Raw genomic sequence first — 12,777 nt, forward strand, 5'->3', positions numbered from 1 at the left:
GGAGGAGTCCCATGCTGACGTTGCGCCAGATCGAGGTGGTCCGGGCCGTGATGCTGAGCGGCTCCATCGCCGGCGCGGCGCGCCTGCTCAACGTGGCGCAGCCCGGCGTGAGCCGGACGATGAAGCACATCGAAGCGACCATCGGCATCCGGCTCTTCGCCCGCAGGGGCGGCCGCCATGTGCCGGCCGTCGAAGCGCGCGACGTGTTCGAGCAGCTGCAGGCCGTCAACGAGAAGATCGAGAACCTCAACGCCGCGATCCGCCAGCTGCATGCCGGCGCCGATGTCGAGCTGCGGATCGGGTCGGTGCCGAGCATCGCCAACGTGATGGTGCCGCGCGCCATCGAGAAATTGCGGCGGCGCTTCCCCGGCTTGCGCGTCACCATCGACGTCCTGAAGATCGAGGAGGCGATCGACCATCTCCTGCTCGGGCGCGGCGAGGTGGTGCTGATGAGCCAGCGCTACACCAATGCCTCGATCGTCTTCGACGACCTCGCCCGCGGCCGGCTGGTTTGCATCGTCGCGCCGACCCATCCTCTCGCCGGCATGGCGGTGATTGCGGCGCGCGACCTCGCGCCCTACCCCCTGATCGGCATCGACCCGCGCGATCCCTATGGCCGGATCATGACCGACCTGTTCGAGCGCGACGGGCTGGCCTACACCATCACCATCCGCGCCCGGTTCGGCACCACGGTCTGCGCCCTGGTGAAGCAGAATCTCGGCGTCGCCCTGATCGATGCCTTCACGGTCGCCGACAGCCCCGCCTCCGACCTCGTCGTGATTCCGCTGGCGGAGCCGACCGATTTCCCGACCTTCGTCGCCCACCGCGCGGACACCTCGCTGTCCAGCTTCGCGACCGCCTTCGTGGGGTTCGTGCGCCAGGCGATGGAGGAGGCGATGGAGCAGGGCGGATCCGGCCGGGCGCGGCGCTGAGGAGGCCGGCGACCGGGCCAGGGCGGCGGATGACGCACCTCGCAGCGGCCTTGGCGCACCCTTATGGCCGGGCTCGCCCCAACCATCTACGCCCACCCGGACTTTTGGCCGGGAGAGGGCGAGCGTGGCAGGTGACTTTCCTGCACCGGTCCTGTTCCGCGTGGATGGGCGGATCAGGTCCGCCCATGACGTCGAGGTTCTCGTGCAAGGGCGGCCGCCCCACCCGCCGCCGTCATGGACGGGCTCGTCCCGTCCATCCACGCGAACTCGGGACGTGCCGCAAAGAGCGTCGGGCCGGCGACGCCCAACATGGTCTTCGTCGCGTGCGCGTGAATGGACCGATCAAGTCGGTCCATGACGTTGAGGTTCTCGTGCAAAGGCGGCCGCCCCAACCGCCGCCGTCATGGACGGGCTCGTCCCGTCCATCCACGCGAACTCGGGACGTGCCGCAAAGAGCGCCGGGCCGGCGACGCCCAACATGGTCTTCGTCACGGACGCACTGGATAGGCGGATCAAGTCCGCCCTGGCGGTCGGGGACGGCGCGGCCATCGCGATCTTCGGCTCCAGCCTCCCTCACCGCGCTGCGGCCTGCAAAGCCGGGGCGCTGACGGCGTCCTCCCCGTCCTCCTCCTTCTGGAACTCGCTGCGCAGGAAGGCGACGAGCTGGCGCACCGCCAGCTTTGCCTGCGGCGTCGTCACCACCGCCAGCCGCAGCAGCGGCAGCTCCGGCAGGCCGTGCTCGGGGCCGAGCCGACGCCAGCCGGGCGGCACCGCCGCCTCGGGCAGCACGGTCAGGATATCGCCGGAGGCGACGGCGAGCTGGATGCCGGCGAGGTCGGAGGAGGAATAGACGATGCGCCAGCGCCGCTCCTGCGCATCGAGCGCGGCGAGGACCTGCGGGCGCGCACGGCAGCCGTCGGGGAACAAGGCGAGCTGCAGGCAGCTTGCGGTTTCCGGCCGGCGATTGGGGGCGGCGCACCAGACCTGGCGCTCCAGGCGGATCACCTCGCCCCGGGGATGGGCGCTGCTCTGGGTGATGATGGCGATGTCGAGCTCGCGGCTCTCCACCATCGTCTCCAGGCGATGCGAGAAGTCGTATTGCAGGTCGAGATTGACCATGGGATGGCGCGGCGCGAAGCGCTGCATCAGCGCCGTGCCGAACAGGGTGAGGTAGTCGTCCGGCATGCCGAGCCGCACGCGGCTCTCGCGCCGCCCCTCCAGCAGCATGGCCAGCGCCTCGTCCTCGATCGCCCGGATCCGGCGGGCATAGCCGAGCAGGCGCTCGCCGGCCGGCGTCGGCGTCACCCGCCGGTGGCCGCGGTCGAACAGGCGCAGCTCGAGCCGCTCCTCCAGCCGCCCGACCGCGATGCTGATCGCCGCCTGGCTCTTGCCGAGCTGCTCGGCGGCCGCGGTGAAGCTGCCGGTATCGGCGACGGCGACGAAGGCCATCAGAGTCTCGCTGTCGAGGTAGCGCATGCATATCCCCGGAGAATCCCGCGTCGGGGCGGGTCGAGTGGAGCCAATTCGATCGACTATGCCAGAAATCAACCGGATCTGCGTCGAGAATTGTCATGGCGCGAATTGAGGCAGGCGAAGGGCCTCGTGCACACCAGCCATAAATGCCGCTTATTCCGCGATAAGATATTCGGTCTGGTCGGCCACGGCGCTTGCTCTACGTTCGCCGTGCCAGCATCCCGCGACAAGAACACGATCATCCGAGGGTTGACCATGACTTCCTCCTGTGACCCGGCCCTGCGCCGGCCCGTCCGCCTCGCCGCCCGCATCGGCGCCGTCCTCGCGCTCGCCGCAGCGGCCTGGGCCGGCCCGGCCTCAGCCGAGACCAGCCTGCGCCTCGCCCACGCCTCCTCCATCGACAGCCTGATCAACAAGGCGGTCGAGCGCTTCGCGGCCGAGGTCGCCGAGGAGACCAAGGGCTCGGTCAAGATCGTCATCTTCCCCAATGCCCAGCTCGGCGACGAGGGGCCGATCGCCGATGGCGTCGGCGCCGGCTCGATCGACATCGGCCTCGGCGGCGCCATCGACGCCATCGACCCCAAGCTCAACGTGCTGTCGCTGCCCTTCCTGTTCCGCGACGCCGCCAACGTGCACAAATTCCTCGACAGCGAGGAAGGCGGCAAGATCCAGCGTTTCGGCGAAGACCGCGGCTACCTCATGCTCGGCGTGCTCGATTCCGGCTTCCGCCAGTTCGCCACCACCACCAAGCCGGTGGAGAGCCCGGCCGACCTTGCCGGCATCAAGATCCGCACGCCGCCGAACCCGGTGATCCTGGCGACGATGAAGCAGCTCGGCGCCCTGGCGGAGTCGATCCCGTTCGGACAGGTCTATACCGCTCTGCAGTCGCATGTCGTCGCAGCGGTCGAGCCGGAGATGCGCGACTTCTACGACGCCAAATGGTTCGAGGTCGCCAAGAACCTCTCCATCTCCAACTACATCTGGACCGCCAACTGGTGGTACATGAACAAGGACAGGTTCGACGCCCTGGCGCCGGCGGAACAGGCGGCGCTGCGCAAGGCCGCGGCCGACACCGTCGTCTGGTATCGCGGCGAGCTCGACAAGGCCTATGCCCAGACGCAGAAGACGCTGGAGGCCCATTCGGTCAAGATCGTCACCGTCGACACCGCACCCTTCCGCGCGCTGGTCGGCCCGGTCTACGACCAGTTCGCCAAGGAATGGGGCGCGGCGCTGGTGACGAGCGTGCGCCAGGCCGCGGCCGCGGACTGAGGCGGCAGCCATGACATCGGGCAAATCCGAGGCCCGGCCCGCCGGGCCCGGCCTGGTCAGCCGCGTCTTCGAGGCGGCCGGCGTCCTCGCCTTCGTGGTGATGTTCGGCTCGACGCTGCTCGGCGTCCTCGCCCGCTATCTCGAGGTCGGCGGCGTCGAATGGTCCTTCGAGGTCGCCGGCATCGCCTTCATCTGGGTGACCTTCCTCGGGCTGGTCAATGCGGAGCTCCGCGGCGAGAACGTCGCCTTCGAGGCGCTGAAGCAGGCGGCGCCGCCGCGCCTGCGCAGCGCCTTCGAGGCCGTGGCCGTGCTGGCGCTCCTCGCCATGGGCCTCGCCTTCCTGGTCAGCGGCTGGGCGGTCTGGCGGCGCTCCTGGCTGGTGCCGACCTCGGTGCTGCGCATGCCGACCGGCGTCGTCATCGCCACCGTCCTGATCCTCGGCGCTGCCGCCGTCGGCATCGGCCTCGCGCGGCTGGTGCGGCTGGCGCGTGGATCGGCCCTCCCGCGAGAGGTTGCGCCATGACCGTCGCCCTCCTGATCGGCAGCTTCTCGATGCTGCTGCTCATCGGCGTGCCCATCGCCTGGTGCATGGGCGTCGCCAGCCTGCTCGCCATCACCCTCGGCGGGCTCGGCCTGCCCCAGGCCTGGTTCGCCCAGCAGACCCTGCGCGGCGCCGACGCCATCACGCTGGCGGCGATCCCGCTCTTCCTCTTCGCCGGCGAGCTGATGAACCGCGGCGGCCTCACCGCCCGCATCATGCGGGTGGCCGAGCACATCTTCGGGCGCATCCGCGGCGGCCTCGGCCTGGTCAACGTCGCCACGGCGCTGGTCTATGGCGGCATCAGCGGCTCGGCCACCGCCGACACCGGCGCGGTCGGCTCGATCATGATCCCGGCCATGGCCGAGCGCGGCTATCCCAAGGCCTTCGCCGCGGCGGTCACGGCCGCCTCCGGCACGCTCGGCATCATCGGGCCGCAGAGCGTCATCCTGATCCTCTACGGCGTCCTGACCAACACCTCGATCGGCGGCCTCCTGGTGGCGGCGCTCATCCCGGGCGCCTTCATCGCCGTCACCTTCATGCTGACCTCCTACATCGTGGCGCGGCGTCACAACTTCCCGCGCAACGAGACGCCCGCCGCGGCCGGCACCATCGCGCGCGACGCGCTCGGCGCCCTGCCGGCGCTGCTGATGCCGGTGCTGGTGCTCGGCTCGATCATCGGCGGCATCGCCACCGCCACCGAGGCCTCGGCCATCGCCGTGGTCTACGCCTTCCTGGTCGGCACGCTGGTCTATCGCGAGCTGCCGCTCGCCGCGCTCTATCCCGCCGCGGCGGCCGCCGTCGCCACGACGGGCGTGATCATGATGATCATGGCGCTCGCCACGCCCTTCGGCTGGATCCTCACCGTCGAGCAGGTGCCGACCGCGGCGGCGAACTGGATCACCGGCCTGGAGACCTCGCACGCGGTCACCATCGCGCTGGTGCTGGTGCTCCTGAAGCTGGTCGGCTTCTGGCTCGACCTCGGCCCGGCCCTGATCATCCTGGCGCCGATCCTGGTGCCGATCGCCCTGAGCGCCGGGCTCAGCCCCTACCAGACCGGCGTGGTGTTCACCATGACGCTCGGCATCGGCCTGTTCACCCCGCCGATCGGCACCAACATCTTCGTCGTCTGCAACGTCGCCAAGATCGACATGTGGTCGGTCTCGGTGTGGCTGGTGCCCTACTGGATCGCCAGCGTGGTCTGCGTCATCGCCCTCGCCGCCTTCCCCGGCCTGACCGAGTGGCTCCCCCGCCTGTTTGGATTGTGACATGCAGCATCTCGTCAGCGGCATCTCGAGCGCGGGCCGGGCGGTGCCCGACCTCGACGGCCGGCCCTTCCTCGCCGTCCGGGCGCAGGGGCCGCATGTCTGGGACGACCAGGGCCGGCGCTATGTCGACACCGCCATCGGCTTCGGCGCCGCCTTCCTCGGCCACACCCATCCCGCCGTCGCCGCCGCCGTCCACGCCGCCATCGACCGCGGCTCGATGCCGGCCTTCGCCCATGCCCTGGAGGAGGAGGCCGCGGCGAGCCTCGCCCGGCACACGGGCGCGCTGTCGCGCGTGATCTTCCTCAACTCCGGCAGCGAGGCGGTGCACCTCGCCTGCCGCACGGCCCGGGCCGTCACCGGCCGCCGCAAGATCGCCAAGATGGCGGCCGGCTATGACGGCTGGCTCGACGAGGTCGCCTTCGGCAATGCCGGCTCGACCGAGGCGCTGATGACCGCCAACGAGCGCCCGGCGCGCGGCGACACGCTGCTGATGCGCTTCAACGACCCGGCCGACGTCGAGCTGCTCTTCGCCGAATCCGACGACGTCGCCGCCGTGCTGCTCGAGCCGATGATGGCCAATGCCGGCTGCCTCGTCCCCGATCCCGGCTACCTCGAGCACGTGGCCGCGGTGGCGCGGGCGCACGGCGCCCTGGTGATCATGGACGAGGTGCTGATGGGCTTCCGCCTGCATCCCGGCCTCGCCAGCCAGCGCCTCGGCGTCGAGCCCGACCTTGCCACCGTCGGCAAGGCCATCGGCAGCGGCGTCGCCGTGGCCGCCCTGGTCGGCACGCCCGCGGCCATGGCCGGCTTCGAGGACCTCAGGGTCAACCGCGCCGGCACCTATAACGGCAATCCCCTCGCCTGCGCCGCAGTGCACGCCACCATGGCCGCGCTCGATGCGGTCGACTATGCCGCCCTGCTGGCGGCGGGCGACGACCTGCGCCGCCGGATCGAGCAGGGTTTCGCCGCCGCCGGCCGCCCGGTGCGCACCACCGGCTACGGCACCGTGTTCACCCTGTGGAACGGCGCGGCCTCGCCGCGGACCTATGCCCAGGCCGTCGCCGCGGCCGATCCCGGCTTCACCGCCCACCTGCATGTCGAGCTGCGCCGCGGCGGCGTCATCTCCATGCCCGGCCCCTTCGGCCGCCACTATCTCTCGGCCGCCCACGACACGGCCGCTCTCGCCGTCCTCGCCGACGCCTTCGCCGACGCCGCGACGCGCATGGCGAGCGGCGGGTAAGTCGTTTGGGGCGAAACGCCACCATCATCGATAAATTCGCGACGCTTGGGTCTTCCCTCCCCCTTGCGGGGAGGGATAAAGGGTGGGGGTCGTGGGCGTAGGGCGCACCCTGTCCTGATAGACCCCCACCCCTTACCCCTCCCCGCAAGGGGGAGGGGATTGGCTGGCGTCGCGGCCAACACCGCGTCCGCATGGGAGAGAGCAGGCATGCGCGAGATCGATGTCCTCAACGGACCCAACCTCAACCTGCTGGGCACACGCGAGCCCGGCATCTACGGCCGCCTGACGCTCGCCGACATCGAGGCTCAGCTCAAGGCCCGCGCGGGCGACCGGGCGACGCTCTCCTTCCGCCAGTCCAACCACGAGGGCGAGCTCGTCACCTGGATCCAGGAGGCCGGTGCCGCCGGCCGGGCAGTGATCCTCAATGCCGGGGCCTACACCCATACGTCGGTGGCGCTGCGCGACGCCATCTCCGGCGCCAAGGCCGAGGTGATCGAGGTGCATCTGTCCAACGTCCATGCCCGCGAGGAATTCCGCCACCATTCCTGGCTCTCGCCGGTCTGCATCGGCGTCATCGCCGGCTTCGGGCCGCTCTCCTACGCCCTGGCGCTGGAAGCGCTGCTCGAGAGGCAGCGGACGCCCTGAGCCCGCACTCATCACATAAAGAAATCCTTATATCTTGATTGCCTCATCTCTTCCGGCGTGGTAGAGGCCCCTCGACACGTTGCGAGGAACCCGCCGATGAGCGAGCACGACTATATCGTCAAGGACATCAGCCTGGCGTCCTGGGGCCGCAAGGAAATCGACATCGCCGAGACCGAGATGCCCGGCCTGATGGCGACGCGCGCCGAATACGGCCCGAAGCAGACGCTGAAGGGCGCCCGCATCGCCGGCTCGCTGCACATGACGATCCAGACCGCCGTGCTGATCGAGACGCTGAAGGCGCTCGGCGCCGACGTGCGCTGGGCCTCGTGCAACATCTATTCGACCCAGGACCACGCCGCCGCGGCCATCGCCGCCGCCGGCACGCCGGTCTTCGCCGTCAAGGGCGAGACGCTGGAAGAGTACTGGGACTACACCCACAAGATCTTCGAGTGGGCCGACGGCGGCACGCCGAACATGATCCTCGACGACGGCGGCGACGCCACCATGCTGATGCATCTCGGCCTGCGCGCCGAGAAGGGCGACACCGCCTTCCTCGACAAGGCCGACAATGAGGAGGAAGAGGTCGTCTTCGCCGCGATCAAGAAGCGGATCAAGGAGCAGCCGGGCTGGTACACCAGGAACGCGCTCGCCATCCGCGGCGTGACCGAGGAGACCACCACGGGCGTGCACCGCCTCTACGAGATGGCCAAGAAGGGCACGCTGCTGTTCCCGGCCATCAACGTCAACGACAGCGTCACCAAGTCGAAGTTCGACAACCTCTACGGCTGCCGCGAATCGCTGGTCGACGGCATCCGCCGCGGCACCGACGTGATGATGGCCGGCAAGGTCGCCATGGTCGCCGGCTTCGGCGATGTCGGCAAGGGCTCGGCCGCCTCGCTGCGCCACGCCGGCTGCCGCGTCATGGTCTCGGAAGTCGATCCGATCTGCGCCCTGCAGGCGGCGATGGAGGGCTATGAGGTCGTGACCATGGAGGAGGCGGCGCCCAAGGCCGACATCTTCGTCACCGCCACCGGCAATGTCGACGTCATCACCATCGACCATATGCGGGCGATGAAGGACCGGGCCATCGTCTGCAACATCGGCCACTTCGATTCGGAGATCCAGGTCGCGTCGCTGCGCAACTACAAGTGGACCAACGTCAAGCCGCAGGTCGACGAGATCGAGCTCGCCTCGGGCCGGCGCATCATCCTGCTCTCGGAAGGCCGCCTGGTGAACCTCGGCAATGCCACCGGCCATCCGAGCTTCGTGATGTCGGCCTCCTTCAGCAACCAGACGCTGGCCCAGATCGAGCTGTGGACCAACCCCGAGCAGTACGGCAAGCAGGTCTACACCCTGCCCAAGCATCTCGACGAGAAGGTCGCCTCGCTGCACCTGGAGAAGGTCGGCGCCAAGCTGACCAGGCTCTCGGACAAGCAGTCGGCCTATATCGGCGTGCCGCAGGCCGGCCCGTTCAAGCCGGACCTCTACCGCTACTGAGCGGCGCCCCCGAAAACCCCTCTCCCGCTGGGAGAGGGGCAGGGGTGAGGGCCTAGACCTCTCAAGACCCTGGCGAAGAACCGCAGTCTCCGCGTCGAACTCAGATCCCCGCCGGGTCGACGCGGGGGGCTTTCGTGCGCTCTCGGCGGGAATGTTTAACCCCTCACCCCTGCCCCTCTCCCGGCCGGGAGAAGGGTTCCCATCCCCATTCGCGAGCGGCAGCCTTCACACCGTCTTTGCCTCGAACAGGCAGATGTCGTTGATCAGGCAGGCCGGGCAGTCCGGCTTCGTCGCCTTGCAGACATAGCGCCCGTGCAGGATCAGCCAGTGATGGGCGTGCAGGAGATAGGCCGGCGGCACCGCCGTCTCCAGGCCGAGCTCGACCGCGAGCGGGTCCTTGCCCGGCGCGATGCCGGTGCGGTTGGCGACTCGGAACAGATGGGTGTCGACCGCGATCGTCGGCAGACGGAAGGCGATGTTGAGCACCACGTTCGCCGTCTTGCGCCCGACGCCGGGCAGCGTCTCCAGCGCTTCGCGTGACCGCGGCACCTCGCCGCCGTGTTCGGCGATCAGTTGCTCCGACAGGGCGATGACGTTCTTGGCCTTGTTGCGGTAGAGGCCGATCGTCTTGATGAACGCGCGCACCCGCTCCTCGCCCAGCGCCACCATCTTCGCCGGCGTGTCGGCCACCCGGAACAGCGGCCCCGTCGCCTTGTTGACGCCGACATCGGTGGCCTGCGCCGACAGGACCACGGCGACCAGCAGTGTGTAGGGGCTGATGTAGTCAAGCTCGCCCTTCGGCTCGGGGTCGCGCGCCTGGAAGCGCCGGAAGATCTCGGCGATCCGCTCCGGCGGCAGGGCCGAGCGGCCGGCCGCGGCGCGGGCCGCCTCGGCATTGGCCTTCGCCTTGGCCTTGCGTGGCTTTGTCGCGGCGGGCGGGGATGGCGGAAGGGCGGGCTTGGTCTGGCGGGGCGGCATGCTTGGCTTATAATGTGGCGTCATGGCCAGCGACAATCCGCAAGCCCCGGATGAGGAGACGGTTTTCGACGCGGTGCTCACCCCGCACCGCTCGCTCGGCCCGCGCGGCTTCCGCATCCTGCTCCTGGTGGTCGGCACGGTCTCGACGCTGTTCAGCATCCCGTTCTACATCATGGGCGCCTGGCCGGTGATCGGCTTCTTCGGCCTCGACGTGGCGCTGCTCTACGTCTTCTTCCGCCTGAACTACCGCGATGCGCTGCGCCAGGAGCGGGTGCTGCTCACCCATGTCCGGCTGCTCTTCTCCCGCAGCGACGCCCGCGGCGTCAGGCGGGAATGGCTCTTCAACCCGCTCTGGGTGCGCCTGCAGCGCGACGAGATCGAGGAGTTCGGCATCACCCGCCTGGCGCTGGTGCAGCGCGGCCGCGCCGTCGAGATCGCCCGCTGCCTCGGCGCCATGGAGAAGGCGAGCTTCGCCGATGCCTTCGCGCGGGCGCTGGCCGTGGCCCGGCGCGGGCCGGACTATGAGCGGGCGCCATAGGTTTCGGGTGGGCGAGCCCGGGCGGCAGGGCTAGAGTCCCGCCCCTTTTCGGAGCCCGCCATGCTCGCCGCCCATCCCGACTCCCCGCTCGCACCCCTTCCGGTCGCCGACCCTGCCCGGCTCGACGACTATGACCGCGTGCGCCGGGCCATCGCCTTCATCTCGCAGCACTGGCAGCGCCAGCCCTCCCTCGAGGAGATCGCCGATCATCTCGGCCTGTCGGTCTCGCACGTCCATCACCTCTTCCGCCGCTGGGCCGGCATCACGCCCAAGGCTTTCCTGCAGGCGGTGACCATGGATCGGGCGCGCGGGCTGCTGCGCGACTCCGCCTCGATCCTCGACGCCGCCTACGAGCTCGGGCTCTCCGGCCCGGGCCGCCTGCACGACCTCTTCGTCACCCACGAGGCGATGACGCCGGGAGACTACAAGGCCGGCGGCGCCGGCCTCACCATCCGCTGGGGCTTCCACCCCTCGCCCTTCGGCCTCGCCCTGGTGATGCTGGCGCCCCTCGGGCTCGCCGGCCTCGCCTTCGCCGATCCCGGCGAGGAGGCGGCCGTGCTCGCCGACATGACGCGCCGCTGGCCGAAGGCGCTCTATGTCGAGGACAGGCCGGGCACCGCGGCCGAGGCGGCGCACATCTTCGACCCCGCGCAATGGTCGGCGGAGCGGCCGCTGCACGTGGTGATGATCGGCACGGATTTCGAGGTGCGGGTCTGGCGCGCGCTCCTCAGGATCCCGATGGGCCGCGCCACCACCTATTCCGACATTGCCGGGCATGTCGGCAACCCCAGGGCCTCGCGCGCCGTCGGCGCCGCGGTCGGCAGGAACCCGATCTCCTTCGTCGTGCCCTGCCACCGCGTCATCGGCCGCTCCGGCGCCCTGACCGGCTATCACTGGGGCCTGACGCGCAAGCAGGCGATGCTGGGCTGGGAAGGCGGGCGGACGGCGGGGTAGGAGGCACGACGGCCGTGCCCCCGGCCTGCCATTCCCGCCGCGAGGTTTCCGTCATGGACGGGCTTGTCCCGTCCATCCACGCGAACACCGCCGGGGTCATGAAAGCAATCGGCCTATGCCATGTCGAACACAGGCTGTTGTCGCGTTCGCGTGGATGGACGGGACAAGCCCGTCCATGACGCCGAGAGTCCGGCGGCAGGAATGGTGCCCCTACTTCAGCTCCTGCTTCTCCGCGATCGTCGTGTCCGGGTTCAGCCGGTAGACGATCGGCACGCCGGTATCGAGCTCGCGCTTGAGGATCTGCTCCTTGGTCAGGCCTTCCATCGCCATGATCAGGGCGCGCAGCGAATTGCCGTGGGCGGCGACCAGCACCGTCCTGCCGGCCATCGCCTGGGGCAGGACGCGGTGGACGTAATAGGGCAGCACCCGGGCGGCGGTGTCCTTCAGGCTCTCGCCGCCGGGCGGCGGCACGTCGTAGGAGCGGCGCCAGATCAGCACCTGCTCCTCGCCGAACCTGGCCCGCGCCTCGTCCTTGTTGAGGCCGGAGAGGTCGCCATAGTCGCGCTCGTTCAGGGCCTGGTCGCGGATGGTCTCGAGCCCGGGCTGGCCGACCTCCTCCAGGATCAGCCGGCAGGTGTGCTGGGCCCGCACCAGCGCCGAGGTGAAGGCGATGTCGAACGTGAGGCCGAGCGCGGCGAGCCGCTTGCCGGCCTCGCGGGCCTCGGCCACGCCCTTCTCCGACAGGTCCGGATCGCGCCAGCCGGTGAACAGGTTCTTGAGATTCCAGTCGCTCTGGCCGTGGCGGCAGAGCACGAGCATGGCGGTCATGGATACGGTCCCTCGTCGACGAAGCCCCTGCCTCATAGCCGGGATCGGCCGCCCGTGCACCCCCCGACTTGAGGCCCGGCGCGATCGCCTGCCAGGCAATCGATGCTGCCCGGACCATCGAGATCGAGTGCGAGCAGGTTCGAGAGAACCTGCTTATGCTGCCCCATCGTCAGCGAGGAGGGCCCCGTGCGCAGCATCGCCGTTCCGAACGCCGCGCCCCGGGCCGGGATGGGGCTCGCCGCCGTCCTCGCGGCTCTCATCCTCGGCGCTGCGGCCGGGCCGGCGGCCGCCTTCAACCAGAAGTCCTTCGACGACCCGCTGTTCCGCCGCTGCATCGCCTGGATGCTCGACGGCAACCGCGGCGCGCTGCTGCAGAACGTATGCCTGGACGAATACGACCTGCCGCCGCCGTCGCTGTTCCTGTGCGCCCGCAAGCTGCGCACCGGCTTCACCTCCGCCACCGACCGGGAGGCCTGCGCGCTCATCTTCGAGGAGGAGGCCCGCAAGGTCCGGGAGGGCTATATCCGCTAGTGTTGTGCTTCCGACGCTTGGTCCCCGACCATTGTGTTGGAAGCACAACACAAAGCATTGAACCAACTAGGGTTCCGGGTTGACGG

13 protein-coding genes are annotated in these 12,777 nt (G+C 69.7%); 10 read left to right on the top strand and 3 right to left on the bottom strand.

The window, feature by feature from the left end:
• Positions 1-11: 11 nt before the first annotated feature.
• Complete coding sequence (locus QO011_RS01650) at positions 12-932, top strand: LysR family transcriptional regulator (RefSeq protein ID WP_307266798.1); 921 nt, start codon at positions 12-14, stop codon at positions 930-932.
• A gap of 573 nt (positions 933-1,505) precedes the next feature.
• Here QO011_RS01650 and QO011_RS01655 read toward each other — a convergent pair.
• Positions 1,506-2,408, bottom strand: a complete 903-nt coding sequence (locus QO011_RS01655) for a LysR family transcriptional regulator (protein WP_307266799.1) — start codon at positions 2,406-2,408, stop codon at positions 1,506-1,508.
• Between the two features lie 252 nt (positions 2,409-2,660).
• Between QO011_RS01655 and QO011_RS01660 the strand changes: the two genes are divergently transcribed.
• From QO011_RS01660 to ahcY, 6 genes are all read left to right on the top strand, one after another.
• Positions 2,661-3,674 carry a TRAP transporter substrate-binding protein gene (locus tag QO011_RS01660; protein ID WP_307266802.1) on the top strand — a complete coding sequence of 338 codons (1,014 nt, stop codon included), beginning with the start codon at positions 2,661-2,663 and terminating at the stop codon, positions 3,672-3,674.
• A 10-nt stretch (positions 3,675-3,684) separates the two neighbouring features.
• Positions 3,685-4,197, top strand: coding sequence for a TRAP transporter small permease (locus QO011_RS01665; protein WP_307266803.1), 513 nt, complete (start codon positions 3,685-3,687; stop codon positions 4,195-4,197).
• Positions 4,194-5,480 carry a TRAP transporter large permease gene (locus QO011_RS01670; RefSeq protein WP_307266805.1) on the top strand — a complete coding sequence of 429 codons (1,287 nt, stop codon included), beginning with the start codon at positions 4,194-4,196 and terminating at the stop codon, positions 5,478-5,480. The genes QO011_RS01665 and QO011_RS01670 overlap by 4 nt, the downstream gene beginning before the upstream one ends.
• Before the next feature lies 1 nt (position 5,481).
• Entirely contained in the window at positions 5,482-6,720 is a 1,239-nt protein-coding gene (locus QO011_RS01675) for an aminotransferase class III-fold pyridoxal phosphate-dependent enzyme (RefSeq protein WP_307266808.1), read from the top strand.
• A gap of 207 nt (positions 6,721-6,927) precedes the next feature.
• On the top strand, positions 6,928-7,365 hold the full coding sequence (gene aroQ / locus QO011_RS01680) for a type II 3-dehydroquinate dehydratase (RefSeq protein WP_307266810.1): 438 nt from the start codon (positions 6,928-6,930) through the stop codon (positions 7,363-7,365).
• A gap of 96 nt (positions 7,366-7,461) precedes the next feature.
• Positions 7,462-8,862, top strand: coding sequence for an adenosylhomocysteinase (gene ahcY / locus QO011_RS01685; protein WP_307266811.1), 1,401 nt, complete (start codon positions 7,462-7,464; stop codon positions 8,860-8,862).
• Between the two features lie 225 nt (positions 8,863-9,087).
• Here the strand turns inward: ahcY and nth are convergent, their stop codons facing one another.
• Positions 9,088-9,840: an endonuclease III gene (gene nth / locus QO011_RS01690; protein ID WP_307266812.1), complete on the bottom strand. Its 753-nt coding sequence runs from the start codon at positions 9,838-9,840 to the stop codon at positions 9,088-9,090.
• Positions 9,841-9,862: 22 nt separating this feature from the next.
• On the opposite strand from nth, the gene QO011_RS01695 reads away from it, so the two are divergent.
• Positions 9,863-10,378, top strand: coding sequence for a DUF2244 domain-containing protein (locus QO011_RS01695; RefSeq protein WP_307266813.1), 516 nt, complete (start codon positions 9,863-9,865; stop codon positions 10,376-10,378).
• Between the two features lie 60 nt (positions 10,379-10,438).
• Complete coding sequence (locus tag QO011_RS01700) at positions 10,439-11,332, top strand: bifunctional transcriptional activator/DNA repair enzyme AdaA (RefSeq protein WP_307266815.1); 894 nt, start codon at positions 10,439-10,441, stop codon at positions 11,330-11,332.
• Between the two features lie 210 nt (positions 11,333-11,542).
• Here QO011_RS01700 and QO011_RS01705 read toward each other — a convergent pair whose 3' ends face one another.
• Positions 11,543-12,160 (bottom strand): 2,3-bisphosphoglycerate-dependent phosphoglycerate mutase, encoded by a 618-nt coding sequence (locus tag QO011_RS01705; RefSeq protein ID WP_307266817.1) that lies wholly within the window; start codon positions 12,158-12,160, stop codon positions 11,543-11,545.
• A gap of 186 nt (positions 12,161-12,346) precedes the next feature.
• Here QO011_RS01705 and QO011_RS01710 point away from each other — a divergent pair, with 186 nt between their 5' ends.
• Positions 12,347-12,691 (top strand): hypothetical protein, encoded by a 345-nt coding sequence (locus QO011_RS01710; protein ID WP_307266818.1) that lies wholly within the window; start codon positions 12,347-12,349, stop codon positions 12,689-12,691.
• The last annotated feature ends 86 nt before the right edge of the window (positions 12,692-12,777 follow it).

The organism is Labrys wisconsinensis, assembly GCF_030814995.1.
GTDB classification, from domain to species: Bacteria; Pseudomonadota; Alphaproteobacteria; order Rhizobiales; family Labraceae; genus Labrys; species Labrys wisconsinensis.